This window comes from Alcaligenes sp. 1735tsa3, assembly GCF_024134565.1.
Taxonomy (GTDB): Bacteria; Pseudomonadota; Gammaproteobacteria; order Burkholderiales; family Burkholderiaceae_B; genus Alcaligenes; species Alcaligenes phenolicus.
The window spans coordinates 2,208,587-2,224,326 of record NZ_CP099862.1; the positions used below are offsets into that span (position 1 = coordinate 2,208,587).

Annotated in this window: 14 protein-coding genes; 4 read left to right on the forward strand and 10 right to left on the reverse strand. The window is 56.7% G+C overall.

Annotation, left to right across the window (positions count from 1 at the left end; all coding sequences use genetic code 11):
• Window positions 1-71 precede the first annotated feature (71 nt).
• Window positions 72-1,079, reverse strand: a complete 1,008-nt coding sequence (gene mltG / locus NIZ92_RS10225) for an endolytic transglycosylase MltG (protein WP_060185099.1) — start codon at window positions 1,077-1,079, stop codon at window positions 72-74.
• 269 nt (window positions 1,080-1,348) lie between these two features.
• On the opposite strand from mltG, the gene NIZ92_RS10230 reads away from it, so the two are divergent.
• On the forward strand, window positions 1,349-2,200 hold the full coding sequence (locus tag NIZ92_RS10230) for a folate-binding protein YgfZ (protein ID WP_254001877.1): 852 nt from the start codon (window positions 1,349-1,351) through the stop codon (window positions 2,198-2,200).
• Here the strand turns inward: NIZ92_RS10230 and mmsB are convergent.
• From mmsB to NIZ92_RS10255, 5 genes are all read right to left on the reverse strand, one after another.
• Window positions 2,175-3,071 (reverse strand): 3-hydroxyisobutyrate dehydrogenase, encoded by an 897-nt coding sequence (gene mmsB, locus NIZ92_RS10235; RefSeq protein WP_026483274.1) that lies wholly within the window; start codon window positions 3,069-3,071, stop codon window positions 2,175-2,177. The two genes, NIZ92_RS10230 and mmsB, sit on opposite strands and share 26 nt — an antisense overlap.
• Window positions 3,072-3,129: 58 nt before the next feature.
• The gene (locus tag NIZ92_RS10240) at window positions 3,130-4,257 is read right to left on the reverse strand and encodes an enoyl-CoA hydratase/isomerase family protein (protein WP_035271706.1); all 1,128 of its coding nucleotides are present in this window, start codon (window positions 4,255-4,257) and stop codon (window positions 3,130-3,132) included.
• Window positions 4,254-5,402 (reverse strand): acyl-CoA dehydrogenase family protein, encoded by a 1,149-nt coding sequence (locus tag NIZ92_RS10245; protein WP_254001878.1) that lies wholly within the window; start codon window positions 5,400-5,402, stop codon window positions 4,254-4,256. Before NIZ92_RS10245 ends, NIZ92_RS10240 begins: the two co-directional genes overlap by 4 nt.
• A 149-nt stretch (window positions 5,403-5,551) precedes the next feature.
• Window positions 5,552-5,905: an RnfH family protein gene (locus tag NIZ92_RS10250; RefSeq protein WP_035271708.1), complete on the reverse strand. Its 354-nt coding sequence runs from the start codon at window positions 5,903-5,905 to the stop codon at window positions 5,552-5,554.
• Window positions 5,898-6,332: a type II toxin-antitoxin system RatA family toxin gene (locus tag NIZ92_RS10255; protein ID WP_009454121.1), complete on the reverse strand. Its 435-nt coding sequence runs from the start codon at window positions 6,330-6,332 to the stop codon at window positions 5,898-5,900. The genes NIZ92_RS10250 and NIZ92_RS10255 overlap by 8 nt, the downstream gene beginning before the upstream one ends.
• A gap of 59 nt (window positions 6,333-6,391) precedes the next feature.
• On the opposite strand from NIZ92_RS10255, the gene smpB reads away from it, so the two are divergent.
• Window positions 6,392-6,856, forward strand: coding sequence for an SsrA-binding protein SmpB (smpB, locus tag NIZ92_RS10260; protein WP_003799781.1), 465 nt, complete (start codon window positions 6,392-6,394; stop codon window positions 6,854-6,856).
• Between the two features lie 32 nt (window positions 6,857-6,888).
• Here the strand turns inward: smpB and NIZ92_RS10265 are convergent, their stop codons facing one another.
• A complete protein-coding gene (locus tag NIZ92_RS10265) occupies window positions 6,889-8,199 on the reverse strand; it encodes an NAD(P)/FAD-dependent oxidoreductase (RefSeq protein WP_009454122.1) in 1,311 nt (436 codons plus the stop codon).
• A 341-nt stretch (window positions 8,200-8,540) separates the two neighbouring features.
• On the opposite strand from NIZ92_RS10265, the gene NIZ92_RS10270 reads away from it, so the two are divergent.
• The gene (locus tag NIZ92_RS10270) at window positions 8,541-9,182 is read left to right on the forward strand and encodes a TetR/AcrR family transcriptional regulator (protein ID WP_226349376.1); all 642 of its coding nucleotides are present in this window, start codon (window positions 8,541-8,543) and stop codon (window positions 9,180-9,182) included.
• A gap of 490 nt (window positions 9,183-9,672) precedes the next feature.
• Here the strand turns inward: NIZ92_RS10270 and ppsA are convergent, their stop codons facing one another.
• Window positions 9,673-12,039 carry a phosphoenolpyruvate synthase gene (gene ppsA, locus NIZ92_RS10275; protein WP_021446560.1) on the reverse strand — a complete coding sequence of 789 codons (2,367 nt, stop codon included), beginning with the start codon at window positions 12,037-12,039 and terminating at the stop codon, window positions 9,673-9,675.
• A gap of 169 nt (window positions 12,040-12,208) precedes the next feature.
• Here ppsA and NIZ92_RS10280 point away from each other — a divergent pair, with 169 nt between their 5' ends.
• Window positions 12,209-13,042 (forward strand): pyruvate, water dikinase regulatory protein, encoded by an 834-nt coding sequence (locus NIZ92_RS10280; RefSeq protein ID WP_035271714.1) that lies wholly within the window; start codon window positions 12,209-12,211, stop codon window positions 13,040-13,042.
• A 200-nt stretch (window positions 13,043-13,242) separates the two neighbouring features.
• On the opposite strand, the gene NIZ92_RS10285 is transcribed toward NIZ92_RS10280, so the two are convergent.
• Both NIZ92_RS10285 and NIZ92_RS10290 read right to left on the reverse strand, forming a co-directional pair.
• On the reverse strand, window positions 13,243-14,691 hold the full coding sequence (locus NIZ92_RS10285; protein ID WP_254001879.1) for an amidase: 1,449 nt from the start codon (window positions 14,689-14,691) through the stop codon (window positions 13,243-13,245).
• 258 nt (window positions 14,692-14,949) lie between these two features.
• On the reverse strand, window positions 14,950-15,732 hold the full coding sequence (locus NIZ92_RS10290; RefSeq protein ID WP_035271718.1) for an RNA methyltransferase: 783 nt from the start codon (window positions 15,730-15,732) through the stop codon (window positions 14,950-14,952).
• Window positions 15,733-15,740: the final 8 nt, after the last annotated feature.

Here is a 15,740-nt window from a genome sequence, read left to right on the forward strand (position 1 = left end):
GCGCTCAGCCATACAAGTGTCACCAAACCGCCCCCAAAAAACATTCAGGCCCCTGATAGGGCCTGAATGGTTTAGCGTTTCAGAATATATTTGGCGACGGCTCGGTTATGTGCAGCCAGATTCGTCGAGAACTCGCTGGTTCCATCGCCACGCGATACAAAATAATAGAAATTATGCTTTTCGGGATGCAAAGTCGCCATCAAGGAAGCCTTGCCAGGACTGGCTATCGGCGTGGGAGGCAATCCATTGCGCGTGTACGTGTTCCAGGGGGTATCCGTCGTCAAATCGCGCTTGCGAATACGGCCGTCATAGGCTGAACCCATGCCGTAAATAACAGTCGGGTCTGTCTGCAATGGCATGCCTACGCGCAAACGGTTCATGAACACCCCGGCTACACGCGCTCGATCCTGACTGTGGCCTGTCTCACGCTCCACGATAGAGGCCATGATCAAGGCCTCGTATGGCGTCTTCAAGGGCAAATCCGCGTCCCGGTCCGCCCATAGCTGTTCCAGCAGTTCCTGCTGAGCCTGAAACCCGCGCCGCAGGATATCCACATCTGCCGTACCCGGTACAAAAACGTAGGTATCGGGATAGAACAGACCTTCAGGATGTACAGCATCCAAGCCAAAACGCTGCAGCAAGTCTGCATCGCTGATATCACTCAAGGTTTGGCGAACCTGGGGATTGCTCGCCAACGTCTCGCGAATGCGTTGATAGGTCCAGCCTTCAGGAATGGTTAGGCGGGTTTGCAGCATATTGCCGCTGGACATGCGCTCCATCACCATCCATGGCGTATCACCACGCACGGCCTCGTAAGCCCCCGCTTGCAAGGAGGTATCCAGGCCAGAGAGACGCGCCATCCAGACAAAAGCATCTTCCTGGATATCGATCCCGGCCTGCTGCATGCTGCGTGCAATCGCACGGGGGCCAGAGCCTGCAGGCACCACATAGTCGATGCGTTCAGCACTCATCGTCACGGGCTGCTTCTTGGCCCAATACCAGGCGCCACCCGCTATCACACAGGCGACGACCACCAGAAGGCCCAACAGGGCAGAGAAGATCTTGACAGTTTTTTTCATGCGAGCGCTATTGTAATCAGAATAAGGCGGCATATTCCTGAATATGTGTCACAGTCAAACACAGAAACCGGGACAGGCCCGCGCTACCGGATTGCGCTATCCAGCTCATGCCCTGATCCCAGCGGGGATATGCCCCTGAAACCGGCCTCACACACGGTATCATTGATGTTTAAATTTATTTTTTTCGCTCAGCCATGACCGGAATGCCAGCCCCCTCCTCTTTCGCCCTGCCTGATTTGTGCGTCCTCCAGTTTCAGGGAGCCGATGCCGTGTCCTTTCTCCATGCTCAAGTCAGCAATGATTTGGAGCATCTGGCAGCCGACCGCGCCTGCATCGCGGCCTATTGCACCGCCAAAGGTCGCAGCTTGGCGACCATGGTCTTGTGGCGCGAACAGGACGAGACCGTCTATGCCCTGGTGCGCCGTGACCTGAGCGAGGCCCTGATCAAGCGCCTGCGCATGTTCGTGCTGCGCAGCAAAGTGACGATCAGTCTGGCCGAGTTGCAGGTTTACGGTGTGGCGGATCAATCCGCTGCCCAAGCGGTCTGGAATTTGCAGCGCGATGGTGACGACACCTTCATCCAAGCCCCCGGCGAGCTGGACGGCTTGAATCGCTACTGGCGGATTTCTCCCCAGCAGGATACGAACGCTCCGGCTTCTGAGGGTCGTTGGGAAACGGCGGATATTTTGGCGGGCTTGCCCTGGATCAGCGCCGACACGCAGGATCTGTTCATTCCCCAGACTCTGAACCTGGACCTGATCGACGGCATCAACTTCAAGAAAGGCTGCTATCCCGGCCAGGAAGTGGTGGCACGCAGCCACTATCGAGGCACGATCAAGCGCCGCATGATGGCCGCCCGCAGCGCCATTCTGGACACGGCACCACAGGTGCAAGAAGCCGCCGATGTGTTCCTGGTCTCTCAAGGTGCAGAGCCGGTTGCGGCTGCGCGCATTATCAACCGCGCCTGGCAAGCCGAGCAGCAGCGTCTGTATGTCTTGATGGAAGTGGTACTGGCGGACCTGGAACAAGGCCAGTTTCAACTGGAGCAAGGACAGGCGCTGGAATTGCAGCCCCTGCCCTATGCTCTGCCAGAGCTTAGCTCTTCTGACGGTACAAATTAAGAATGCTGGAGAAATCCAGCCCGGCATTCTGACCCTGTGCGGCATGCAAGGCGAACAGGTTACGGGCCAGTTCGCCTAACGGTGTCGCACTGTTTTGGCTCACGGCCGCATCGGCCGCCAAACCCAGATCTTTCAGCATCAAACCTGTTGCAAACCCACCCTGATAATCACGCGAAGCCGGCACATCCGGCATCACGCCAGGCCAGGGGTTGTACAGCTCGGTCGCCCAGTTACGGCCGGAGCTGCGCGCCATGATGGACGATAGCACTGCCGGGTCCAGACCGTGAGCAACGCCCAGAGCCAGGGCCTCGGCGGTACCCGCCATCAAAATCCCCAAGAGCATATTGTTGCAAATCTTGGCAACCTGGCCCGCACCGGCTTTACCTGCATGAAAAATGTTCTTGCCCATGGCTTCCAGGTAAGGACGCGCCTTTTCCAGCGCTGGATCCTCGCCCCCGACCATAAAGGTCAAGGTACCGGCCATTGCGCCGCCAGTACCACCGGAAACAGGCGCATCCAGCATCAACAGACCCAGCTTGGCCGCCTTGGCCGCCAGATCCTGGCTGGTTTGAGCATCAATCGTGCTGCAATCGACCAGCACTGTGCCGGGGGCCACGGCCTGCAACAAGCCGTTCTCGCCCTCGTAAACCTGACGAACGTGGCGGCCAGCAGGCAGCATGGTAAAGACCATCTGCGCGTCTTTGGCGATCTGCACCGCCGACTCGCCCACTTGCGCCCCCGCTGCCTGCAGCTCCTTCATGGCTTCTGCATTCAGGTCAAAGACCTTCAGGCTATGGCCGGCTTTGAGCAGATTCAGCGCCATGGGTTTGCCCATATGGCCCAGCCCGATAAATGCAATTGTGTTACTCATTTTGTCTCCTCGTCATTATGAAAACGGCGCCGTCAGGCGCCGCAGCGGTCTGCCTGGATCACAGGTCAGCCAAGGGATGAGTCGTTTCTGCAGGCCAGGCGGGAACAAAAAAACGTTCCACCCAGCGGGCATCAGCCTGTTCCAGCGAGGCCGGATTCCAGCGTGGCTGTTTGTCTTTATCAATCAGCAGTGCGCGTATGCCTTCCTGGAAGTCCCCCTGTACGCCACATTGCAGCGACACAATGTATTCCAGGCGGAAGACATCAGCCAAAGACAGGTGGTGTACACGCTCCAGCAGTTCAAAGGACAAACGAGCCGAACCTGGAGCACCTTTGGCGAAGGTCTGTGCGGCACGGGACAGCCAGGGGTCGGCACTGTCCTGCCACTGCTGCAGAGCCTGTGTAATGCGTTCAAACTCGCGACTGGCGCAGACATCACGCAGCATGGCGTAGTTTTGCTCCAGCGGGCCGGTATCGGGGCGAGCGCCCTCTGCCAGACCACGCAGGACCTGATGCACGCTGCTATCACGAGCGTCACGTTCATCAGACCAGTTCGTGGCTTGCAAGGCCTTGAGCAAGGCATCGAAATGCACCCGTGGCAAGTAGGCATCGGCCAAGCCCAGGAACAAGCAATCCGAGGCGTTGATTTGCGCGCCGCTCAGCGCCAGGAAATGGCCGATACCCGCAGGCAGATGTGACAGCATCCAGGTGCCACCCACATCGGGGAACAGGCCAATGGAGATCTCGGGCATGGCAAAACGCGTGGTATCGGTCACCACACGATGGCTGGCGCCGTTGAACAAGCCCACGCCCCCACCCATTACAATCCCGTCACCCCAGCACAGGATAGGTTTTGGGAAGGTGTGGATCAGATAATCCAGGCGGTATTCCACATCGAAGAATTCGCGGGCGTACTCGTTATCCCAGGCCGAACCACCCTGGTTCTTTTGCATGGAGGCATACAGCGAATGCAGATCGCCCCCGGCACACAGGGCCTTTTCGCCGGCACCATGCAACACGATCATGGCAATACTGGAATCCTGCGCCCATTCCTGAAACTGCTTGAACAGCAGCTGGCACATCTCCAAATTAAGCCCATTCAGGGCTTGCGGGCGGTTCAGCGTAGCAACACCAATCGCCTTTCCGTTCTGGCCGGGCAGGCGATCAAACAAAACAGAATCCGTCATCGAATATCAGCTCCAAGATCTATGATTTGTCGTGCAATGATGACACGCATGATCTCGTTTGTGCCTTCCAGAATCTGGTGCACCCGAGTATCGCGCACCAGTCGCTCAACAGGATAATCCTTCAGGTAACCATAACCGCCAAAGAGCTGTTGTGCATCCACGCAGGCCTGAAAACCCAGATCCGTGGCCATACGCTTTGCCATGGCGCAGTAGGTGCTGGCCTGACTGCTACCGGCGTCCAGGTGCGAAGCGGCCAGGCGCACCATTTGGCGGGCGGCAACCACGCTGGTCAGAATGTCGGACAACTTGAATTGCAGAGCCTGGAACTGGTCCAGATGCTTGCCGAACTGGCGGCGCTCCTGCATATATTGACGGGCAGCATCATAAGCACCCTGGGCGGCTCCTACCGAGCAGCAGGCAATATTGATGCGCCCACCGTCCAGGCCCTTCATGGCCAGTTTGAAGCCCTCGCCCTCCTGGCCCAGCATGGCCGAGGCAGGAACGCGTACGCGCTCAAAGGTAATGCCCCGTGTGGACTGGCTATTCCAGCCCATCTTCAACTCTTTACGGCCGTAAGTGATACCGGCGGCATCGGCAGGTACGGCAAAAGCGGAAATCCCCTTTGCGCCATCCCCTCCGGTACGAGCCATAACCACCAACAAGTCCGTGTCCCCGGCACCGGAAATAAAGGCTTTGCTGCCGCTGATCAGGTAGTCGTCGCCATCACGCTCGGCACGTGTCCGCAGCGAGGCGGCATCCGAGCCTGCGCCCGGTTCGGTCAAACAGTAAGAGCCTAGTTTCTGGCCACTGCTCAGCAGCTCGCCCCATTGGGATTTGACTTCGTCCGTACCCCAGGTGCCGAGCATCCAGGTAACCATATTGTGGATAGTCAGAAATGCGGTGGTCGAGGGATCAACTGCCGCCATTTCTTCGAACACCAGGCTGGACTCCAGACGCCCCAGGCCCAGGCCGCCGATGGATTCCGGGGCATACAAGCCGCAAAAACCCAACTCACCGGCTTTACGGAACGCCTCGATCGGGAAAATCTGTTCCTCATCCCAACGTGCCGCATGCGGTGCCAGTTCCCCTTGTGCAAACTCGCGAGCCGCTTGCGCAAAAGCGTTCTGATCGTCTGTCAGTATCATGTCTGTCTCCTTATTTTTACCCACCATAATGCGTGCCGCCCCCTTTAGTTGTCGTGCTGATGACAATCAGCCGTTTCATAGAGGGCAGTGCAAGGCGGGAGGCGACAGTCTAGCTTAAAGTAGCGGCCTGATGATCAGGCACAGGCGAACTAGGCGCGGGCGGGTTTGCGCCGGGGTCTCGCGGCAGCGCGGGCAGCCAGCTTGTGTGCATAACGGCGACGGCGGGAATCCATGGGGTCAAAGACCAGCTCGCGATAGACTTCTACCCGGTCCTGATCCTGCAAGAGTTGGTCCAGCTGGCAGCGTTGGCCGTAGACACCGACGTGCAGCCCGTCCAGTCCCTGTTCGTCGTCCAGCGGCGGCAAGCCGCATTCACGCAGGCCTTCGGCAATGCCAGCTTTTAACAGGGCATCACGTACACGACTGCCCGCAGGCAAACGCAGGGCGGCTTTCCAGACCTGCGCCTGAGTAGCCACAATCACGCTGACGGATAATTCAGTCACCGTAGACCTCTTGGGCACGGCGGGTGAAGGAGTCGATAAAGCTGTTGGCAACGCGGTTAAAGATGGGACCGACCACCATTTCCAGCGCGCGACTGGAGAACTCGTACTCCATGGTGAAGACGATCTTGCAACCGTCTTCGCCCAAAGGAGTAAACTGCCAATCCCCCGTCAAGGCCGAGAAGGGCCCTTTGACCAGGCGCAAGACAATCCGATTGGGATAATCGTGTTCGTTACGTGTGGTGAAGGTTTGACGAATACCCGCAATGCTGATGGTAACCGAGGCTTCCATCCCCTTTTCGTCGCGCTGGTTGACACTGGCGCCACCACACCACGGCATGAATTCAGGGTATTTTTCCACCTCTGCAACCAGGTCAAACATCTGTTCGCAGCTATAAGGAAGGAGGACGGAGCGTTTTACTGTATGCATCAGGTCTGGTTAATAGATAGAATGTTCTGATTTTACAATCTATGGTTGGCAATTAATTCATGAGTATTGTTGATAATCGCAAGGCTACCCACGAATATTTTATCGAAGAGCGCTTTGAGGCCGGTCTGGTCTTGGAGGGCTGGGAGGTCAAGGCGATCCGAGCTGGGCATGTTCAGCTCAAAGAAAGCTATGTCATCGTACGCGAGGGCGAGCTGTTTATTTTAGGGATGCACGTCAGCGCTTTGCCGACAGCGTCCACTCATATCCGGCCCGATGCCACTCGTACACGTAAACTGCTGCTCAAAGCCGAAGAAATCAGCAAGCTGATCGGCAAGGTTGAACAACGTGGTTACGCCCTGGTTCCCCTGAACCTCCACTACAAGAAAGGTCGTATCAAGCTGGACTTCGGTCTGGGACGCGGTAAAAAACTGCACGATAAACGTGATGTTTCCCGCGACAAAGACTGGAAGCGCGAACAAGAACGCTTGATGAAACACGACACCCGCCGTAAGACGAATGAATAAAACGGGCTAAAAAGCCCGTTTTGTTCCAAATCTCAATGTAATTTAACACGAGGGGCGGCCCGTTTGCTGAGCAAGCGGCCCAAAGCCAAGGTTGCCGTTCGCGCAACCCCTAAAATCGCCATGTGGTGCATCAGGTGCAGGCTCATGTACATGATGCGAGCCAGCAAACCTTCCACAAACCAGCTCTTGCCGGACAAGACCCCCATCAGGCTCCCAACCCCACGGCTGTGGCCCACGGAAACCAGCGAGCCGTAATCCTTATAGACAAAGGGTGCTTCATCCACAGGCTTGCCCTGGATGCGAGCGGCCAGACGTTTGCGCAAGTAACTGGCTTGCTGGTGCGCGACCTGGGCACGTGCAGGCAGGAACTGACCTTCCTTGTCCCAGGGCACTTGTGCGCAGTCGCCCAAAGCCCAGATATAGGGATCGGGTGTGGACAGACAGGAATCCAGCACCAGCTGATTGATGCGGTTGACGGGCAAACCCAACTGCCCCAAAAAGGCAGGGGCTTCAATCCCCGCCGCCCAAACGCACAAATCGTTGGGATATTGACCACCGTTCGCATCCTCGATGTGGTCCGCCGCCAGACGGCTGACCCGCACCGAGGTCCGTACCGCTACGCCACGCTGCTCCAGCAGACTTTGAGCGGTAGCGGACAGCTTGGGCGGCAGAGCAGACAGAATGCGATCGGCGCCTTCCAGCAAGGTAATGCGCACTTCGCGGTCCGAACTGCTGCCCGGAATGCTGTAAATGCTTAAATCAGCACGGGCTTCCAGCAACTCGGCAGCCAGTTCCACCCCCGTTGCCCCGCCCCCGACAATATTGATGTACAGCGGTGCCCCCGGTTCACGCTGCGCGCGGCGTGTCACACTGATCAGCTCATTGAGCAATTTCAAACGGAAACGCTCTGCCTGATGGGTCGAGTCCAAGGCCAGTGCGTGTTCATGGGTGCCAGGCGTATTGAAAAAATTGGATTTGCTACCCACGGCCATCACCAGGGTGCCATAGGACAGGCTGCGTTCCGGAAAGACTTCTTCATGATCGGGCCCCAGGACAGGAGCCAGCGTAATGCTGCGCTGCTCGCGATCTATACCGGTCATTTCACCTTGAATAAAAGTGAAACCACAGTCTCGTGCCAGCATGAAATATGACAGCCCTTCGCGGTGAATATCCAAGGTGCCGGCGGCAACCTCATGCAAGGACGGTTTCCAGATATGGTCACTGTCTTTGTCGACCAGAAAGATATGCTGACGCCCGAACTGACGTCCTAACTTGGCAGCCAGCTCCAGGCCACCTGCCCCGCCCCCCACGATCACCACTTGATACGACTGCGTAGTAGACATCCAGAACTCCTTGGGACTTGTCTTGAGCAAAGAGAGTATCAGAACCGCCGCCTTATACTTTAAATCAAAACAGATAAGGACTATAGCGATCTGTAGACGCCGCCAGGCGCGCCCAGAAGCGCCGGCCTGTGCTACCACCCGAATATGTGGCTCTTTTGCGCTTTAATAGGCCTTAGATCAAAGACCGGCGCAAACAAATAGGTCCAGCAGCAGTGCATGTCGTAAAATCAAGGGGTTTGGTCTTGCTTCCCCTTAACGATCGAAATAGAGCAGCAGCACAGCAGCTATTGATACGGTATGATGCTGACTTTGTCCTATTCACTTATTTTTTGCCTGCCATTATGCACGACGATGTTCCCCGAAAATCCCAACGCGCGACTCGAAAAGGGCGCGAACGCCGCGACAAAATCCTGGAAGTGGCTTCCGAGGTTTTTCGCGAGAATGGTTTTGAGGCCACATCCATGTCCCAAATCGCTGCATTGGCAGGCGGCTCCAAGGGCACACTCTACAATTACTTCCCTTCCAAAGAAGACCTCTTGCTGGCTGTCCTGCTGACAGGCGCCCAGGAATTTACCGAACAGGTCTTGACCAAGCTGGACTGCGAAGGCGATATTCGCGAAGAACTGAAGCGCTTTTTGCTGCCCATGCTGCGCAATCTTTACTCCAAGCAAACCGCCCAACTGTTACGTATCGTCGTCTCTGTAGGTGGCCACAGTGATATCGGCAAGCGCTTCATGGAGATGCTGGATGATCAGATCTGGGACGGCGTAAAGTGCTTTTTTGCCCGCCACATCGAACGCGGGACCTTGCGCAAGCTGGACCCGGCATTGATGGTGGAACACTTCCGCTGCCTGAGCGAAGGCGAAATTATTCTCCTGCTAATGGGTGCCATGGAACCCTGGAGCGAAGAACACATTCAAAGCGAAACCGAACATATTCTGGATATGTTCTTGCACGTTTATCAAAACGACACAGCAAACTAAGGCTGTATCAATCGGCGGCAAGCGCTGATTGCCATCTCCCTACGGTTCCCGGCTTTTATGCTCTACAGCTGACAGCGAACCCTTCAAGACAATCTGAATCCATGCCGCCCGATCCAGGGCGGTGACGACGATTCCCTTTTCCCCATGACTACCTTTCACCAGCGCCCTGCCCCTGATCGGTGCCGATCGTCAGGATTGAACCTCTGCTTCTCCCTGCCCTACACCACGAGCACTCGGCGATACTTGTACAAGCTCGCACACCGACTCCAGCCTGCCAATACGGCAACATAGACGCACTATCAGGCTAAAAGAACCACAAAACGAAATCGCCTGAGCACGGACAAGAGCAAGAACAGAAGCGCAGGCAAAAGATGCGCCCGAAAACGACAACACCCCGACATGGAAGCTCCATGTCGGGGTGTTGAGTCTTGACTGGCTTGACCAGCGTACTGCCAGAGACGTTTCCCTGGCAGTGGCTTAAGTCTTAGTCTTAGGCCTTGGCCAGACGCTGCCAGGTGTCCACAACCGTGTCAGGGTTCAGCGACAGCGAAATAATGCCTTCTTCGCTCAGCCACTTGGCCAGATCGGGGTGGTCGCTGGGGCCTTGGCCACAAATACCGACGTATTTGTTTTGTGCCAGACATGCCTTGATGGCACGGCTCAACATGAACTTCACGGCTTCGTCGCGCTCGTCGAAGTCAGCAGCCAACAGTTCCATACCGGAGTCACGATCCAGACCCAGGGTCAACTGAGTCATGTCGTTGGAACCGATGGAGAAGCCGTCAAAGTACTGCAGGAACTTCTCGGCCAAAATAGCGTTGGAAGGCACTTCGCACATCATGATCAGGCGCAGGCCGTTTTCGCCACGAGCCAGACCGTGGGAAGCCAGCAGCTCAACCACACGCTCTGCCTGACCCAGGGTACGCACGAATGGCACCATGATTTCGACGTTGGTCAGACCCATTTCGTCGCGCACTTTCTTCAGGGCTTCGCATTCCATCTTGAAGCATTCTGCGAAGTCTTCGGACAGGTAGCGAGCCACACCGCGGAAGCCCAGCATTGGGTTCTCTTCCTCGGGCTCGTAACGCGAACCACCCACCAGTTTGCGGTATTCGTTGGACTTGAAGTCCGACAAACGCACAATGACGGGCTTGGGATAGAAGGAAGCGGCCAGAGTCGCAATACCTTCAGCCAGTTTTTCCACGAAGAAAGCACGTGGGCTGGCGTAGCCACGAGCCGCCGATTCCACCGCCTTTTTCAGGTCGCTATCCACATTGGGGTAGTCCAGAACGGCTTTGGGGTGAATCGCGATGTTGTTGTTGATGATGAATTCCAGACGGGCCAGACCCACACCATCGTTCGGGATTTGCGAGAAGTCGAAAGCCAGTTGTGGGTTACCCACGTTCATCATGACTTTCAGGCCGATTTCGGGCATTTGGCCCCAGCTGACTTCCTCGATCTCGGTTTCCAGCAGACCGTCGTAAATACGGCCTTCGTCGCCTTCAGCACACGATACCGTCACTTCCTGGCCTTCTTTCAGCACGTCTGTGGCGTTGTTGCAACCGACCACGGCAGGGATGCCCAGTTCGCGAGCAATAATCGCCGCGTGGCAGGTACGGCCGCCACGGTTGGTGACAATAGCCGAAGCCAGCTTCATGATGGGTTCCCAGTTAGGGTCCGTCATGTCGGTCACCAGCACGTCGCCGGGTTTGACCAGATCCATCTCGGAGGCATCCGCCACAATACGGACTTTGCCCGAACCGATCTTCTGGCCAATGGCGCGGCCTGTAACCAACACGTCGCCGGTGGCTTTCAGGCGGTAACGCTCTTGCACATCGTTGCTGCCTTGCTGGGACTTAACCGTCTCAGGACGGGCTTGCAGAATGTAGATCTTGCCGTCGATACCATCACGACCCCACTCAATGTCCATGGGACGCTGGTAGTGTTTTTCAATAATGGTGGCGTAGCGAGCCAGTTCGATCACTTCTTCGTCGCTCAGGGAGTAACGATTGCGCTCGGACACAGGCACGTCCACGGTACGTACAGCGTGATCGGTGGTACGACCTTCGTCAAATTCCATCTTGATCAGCTTGGAGCCGATACGGCGGCTGATGATGGGGTAGTGACCGGAAGCCAGCGTTGGCTTGTAAACGTAGAACTCGTCCGGATTGACCGAACCTTGCACCACGGTTTCGCCCAGGCCGTAGGAGGAGGTCAGAAAAACCACGTCCTTGAAGCCCGATTCGGTGTCCAGGGTGAACATCACGCCGGCGCTGCCCTTGTCGGAGCGCACCATACGCTGGATACCAGCGGACAGAGCCACTTCAGCGTGGGCGTAGCCCTTGTGCACGCGGTAGGAAATTGCGCGGTCGTTGTACAGGGAAGCAAACACGTGGTGAATCTTGCTCAGCACCTCGTCAATGCCCACCACGTTCAGGTAGGTTTCTTGCTGACCGGCAAAGGAAGCGTCAGGCAAGTCTTCGGCGGTTGCGGAAGAACGCACGGCAAAGGAACCTTTGCCATCGGCGTCCAGCTCAGCAAACGCGTCACGTACGGCTTGTTCAAACTCGGCTGGGAACGGAGTGTCGATGATCCACTGACGGATTTCGGCACCGGCAGCAGCCAGTTCACGCACGTCGTCGGCGTCCAGCGCGTCCAGACGCTGCTGAATGCGCTTGTCCAGATCCTTGTTTTTCAGGAAAACGCGGAATGCTTCGGCTGTTGTGGCAAAACCACCTGGCACGCGCACACCGGCATCAGCCAACTGGCTGATCATTTCACCCAGCGAAGCGTTTTTACCGCCCACTGTGTCGACGTCCGTCATGCGGAGCTTGTCGAAACCAATTACGTAAGACATAAGTCACCTTGAATAGAAAAAAAAGCGTGTTTGCTTAAGGCAGTGATCCCAGCAGCGCTGTCTGTGTGATCTGTCCTAAGCAAACCTGCCTTTCCATCCCCCGATTCGAGCGGTAAATGGTAATCTTGCAAATTGTACCGTTTCCCGAGCATTGTGCACGACTTATTCCATGTCATCTTCTCCTATTGAGCGTACCGTCTTTGTCGTTTCCGACAGCACGGGCATTACCGCCGAAACTTTCAGCAACTCCGTCCTGTCGCAATTCGCTCAATTCGAATTTCAGGCCATCCGGATCCCCTTCATCGATACCATCGAGAAAGCCCAGTCTGTCGCTGATCGCATCAACCAATGCGCGCAGGAACAGGGCCAGCAGCCTCTGGTCTTCAGCACCCTGGTTGACCCCAAGATGGCGCACATCATTGGCGCAGCCAATTGCACCTTCCTGGACTTGTTTGGTGCCTTTGTACGACACATTGAACGCGCCCTGGGGGTGAAATCCAGCCGTTCCGTGGGCCGTTCGCACTCCGGTGGCATGTCCAAGCGCTACAACAGCCGCATCGAGGCCATCAACTTCAGCCTGGCGCACGACGATGGTCAGTACGTGAATGGTCTGGAACAAGCCGACGTGATTCTGGTGGGTGTGTCCCGCTGCGGAAAAACGCCTACCAGCTTGTACTTGGCAATGCAGTATGCCGTCAAGGCCGCCAACTACCCCATCATTCCCGAAGACTTCCAGCGCGGTACCCTGCCCGCCACGCTGGCTCCTTACCGGAAAAAGATTTTTGGCCTGTCCATTCATCCAGACCGCCTGTCCGAAGTGCGTAATGAACGCCGTCCGGGTAGCAAATACGCCACCATCGAACAGTGCCGCATGGAAGTGGCCGAGGCCGAGCGCCTGATGCGTATGGAAGGCATCCCTTGGCTGTCCACCACCACCAAATCCATCGAGGAAATCTCCACCAAGATTCTGGATGATGTCGGTTTGGACCGCCGCTCCTACTAAGGATTGAACCCCTGGTCCAAGCGCCCCCCCTTCGGGCGTATTCGGACAGCCTCAACATCAAGGCCTGAACCCGGTGTGATACCTGGCGCAGGCCTTTTTGTTTGCCGCGGGTACGGTATCAGGTCTGCTGCGCATCCGCTTGCGCCTCTACGGGTGTCGGTTTGCCTATACCGGTTTGCATCCACTATTGTTGCCCCCTCTTAGTCCAGCTTGCCCACCCAAACCTGCGGGTGCTGATCGGCCCAAGGCAAGGCTTGCTCCAATTGCCCAGCCAGCCCGAACAAAAGGCATTCCTGGCCATAGCCGGCTGTAAACATCATCCCTATGGGTAAAGAGGTGGCCACATCCTGCCCAGCAGGCACGGACATGGAGGGCGAACCGCTGATATTGGCCAAAGCAGCAAAAGGCGCTTGCCGGAAGACGTGGGCAATCCAGCCCAGGCCATCCACCTGATCCTGTACCTTGTTGTACTCACCCACCTTCATGGGCAGCGTAGGTACGGTGGGTGTCATCAGCACATCGTACTTCTGGAAATACGCCCCTAAATTCCGTGAGACTGTATTCCGCACGGCAATTGCCCCCAGAATATCAATCCCGCTAATCTTGTTGCCGTAGGCGTAGGCCGCCAGCGTGGCCTGTTCCAGATACTCCTCGTTCACCGGGCGCCCTGTCGCCGCGGCAATGCTGTCTATCCATGCAGCCGTATTCACGTTCCAGAACTGAGCATTGGCGTGCACAAAAGCCTCCCAACTGACGCCGGAGTCAAACACCAGGGGCTCCACCTGATGGCCCAAGGACTCCAACACCGAGGCCATATCAATCGCCTTGGCCGCTATGGCAGATTGTGTTTTATCGCCGCTGGGCGGGTCCATCATCAAGCCGATACGCAAGGAACCCGGATTCTTCTTGACGGCCGATAAAAAGCTCTGCGGGGGCGCTGCGGTGTAATAGGGCTCGCCGATACCGGGACGACTAATCGCATCCAGCAAGGCCGCACTGTCTCGCACACTGCGGCTGACACCCAGGTGGGCCAGCAGACCACTCCACACTTCATCTTGCTGAGGACCGCTGGAGACGCGCCCCCGAGTGGGCTTCAAACCAAACAGGCCGTTCACTGCTGCAGGAACACGAATAGAACCGCCGCCGTCGGTTGCATGCGCCACCGGCACCATCCCTGCCGCCACTGCAGCGGCCGACCCGCCTGTAGAGCCGCCAGCATTAAAAGCCGGGTTCCAAGGGTTCAGCGTAGGGCCTACGCAGCGCGCCTCCGTCGTGGTACTGATAGCGAACTCCGAGGTGGTCGTTCGCCCCAGCGTAACCAGTCCCGCCTCCTTGTAGAGGCTCATCAAGGTGCTGTCTGCATCCATCACCATATCTTGCGCCAGCTTGCTGCCCAACTCGTAGCGCTTGCCCTTCATGGTGATCGCTAAATCTTTAATCAAAAACGGGACGCCGTAGAGTACGGAGTCCCGGTCGGCATGGGGATCAACTTCTCCGTCCCAGCTCTCTACAACCGCATTGATTTTACTGTTCAGGGTGTCGACGGCTTTTTTGCCCACTTGGCTTAATTCTTGAACACTGATTTGTTTCTTGGCGACCAGCTCAGCCAGAGCCAGGGCATCATAGGTCGCGTATTCGCTAAGTTTCATTGTTGACCTCATCTGAAAAAGATTAGGAATCCAGCCGGATACAACGATGCAGCGATAAAGGGAGGGAAAGACGACTCTGCACGAGCCGCTAGCAGACAAGCGCCTACTGCGCCAGGCACTCCGTACTAGCGTACCGATAAGCAGGCGCCTTACTAGATGATTTACTTGATTTTACAAATAGAGACAAGTGCTAGATCAAGACAAAATTAGCGCATACAGGCTAACTCTGCGTGATGCTGTGCAATAAAGCCGCTGGAACTAGCGGCTATGCTGACGACGTTGCTCGTACAGGCACAGTGCGGTGGCAATGGCCACGTTCAAGGACTCAACACCGGGCGCCTGGGGAATGAACAAGCGTTGATTCGCCTTGGCCAGCAAGGCCGGGCTGACACCTTGGCCCTCATTACCAAAAACCCAAATCCCTTGGTCTGGCAGGCTGGACTCGTACAGGTCCTGGGTATTCGGGCCCAGAGAGGTCACCAGCACCGGCAAGGCCGCTTGTTCAAGCAATGCTGCTCCATCGACCTGCTCATGGATTTGAATGGAGAAATGAGCGCCCTGCGCACTACGCAGCACTTTCTGCGACCAGACGCTGGCACAGCCCGGTGTCAGATACACCGCTTCCAGGCCCACCGCCACGGCGGTGCGCAGCACCGTGCCTACATTGCCCGGATCTTGAACCTGATCCAGCAAGATGGCGCGTTTCGTGGGAGCCGTCCAGGTCTGTCCACGAGGCACGCGGACAATAAAGCCTATGCCCTGCCCCTGGCCGACCTGGGAGACTGCATTCATCAAAGTGGCATTGAAGGTGACGCTGCTATGGCCTGGCAAGAAACGCGCCAGCTCCAGCAACTCGTCGGAGTGGCGGTCCATCTCGAAAACAGCCAATTCTGGCAAGCCACGGCGCTCCAGCCACATTTGGCACAGATGAATGCCTTCCAACCAAATCAGTTGATCGCCCCCGTCCAGCTCGCGTTTATCGTGAGCCAAGCGCTGTACTCGTTTGAACAGCGCATTATCTTTGGATTCAATCAGCCTCATTGTCTTGA

Excerpts from the sequence above, each read along its gene's own strand:
- mltG (WP_060185099.1), bottom strand. The coding sequence starts at position 1,079 with ATGAAAAAAACTGTCAAGATCTTCTCTGCCCTGTTGGGCCTTCTGGTG.
- smpB (WP_003799781.1), top strand. The coding sequence starts at position 6,392 with ATGAGTATTGTTGATAATCGCAAGGCTACCCACGAATATTTTATCGAA.
- NIZ92_RS10245 (WP_254001878.1), bottom strand. The coding sequence starts at position 5,402 with ATGATACTGACAGACGATCAGAACGCTTTTGCGCAAGCGGCTCGCGAG.
- NIZ92_RS10280 (WP_035271714.1), top strand. The coding sequence starts at position 12,209 with ATGTCATCTTCTCCTATTGAGCGTACCGTCTTTGTCGTTTCCGACAGC.
- NIZ92_RS10290 (WP_035271718.1), bottom strand. The coding sequence starts at position 15,732 with ATGAGGCTGATTGAATCCAAAGATAATGCGCTGTTCAAACGAGTACAG.
- NIZ92_RS10265 (WP_009454122.1), bottom strand. The coding sequence starts at position 8,199 with ATGTCTACTACGCAGTCGTATCAAGTGGTGATCGTGGGGGGCGGGGCA.
- NIZ92_RS10240 (WP_035271706.1), bottom strand. The coding sequence starts at position 4,257 with ATGACGGATTCTGTTTTGTTTGATCGCCTGCCCGGCCAGAACGGAAAG.
- mmsB (WP_026483274.1), bottom strand. The coding sequence starts at position 3,071 with ATGAGTAACACAATTGCATTTATCGGGCTGGGCCATATGGGCAAACCC.
- NIZ92_RS10270 (WP_226349376.1), top strand. The coding sequence starts at position 8,541 with ATGCACGACGATGTTCCCCGAAAATCCCAACGCGCGACTCGAAAAGGG.
- ppsA (WP_021446560.1), bottom strand. The coding sequence starts at position 12,039 with ATGTCTTACGTAATTGGTTTCGACAAGCTCCGCATGACGGACGTCGAC.
- NIZ92_RS10255 (WP_009454121.1), bottom strand. The coding sequence starts at position 6,332 with ATGCATACAGTAAAACGCTCCGTCCTCCTTCCTTATAGCTGCGAACAG.
- NIZ92_RS10285 (WP_254001879.1), bottom strand. The coding sequence starts at position 14,691 with ATGAAACTTAGCGAATACGCGACCTATGATGCCCTGGCTCTGGCTGAG.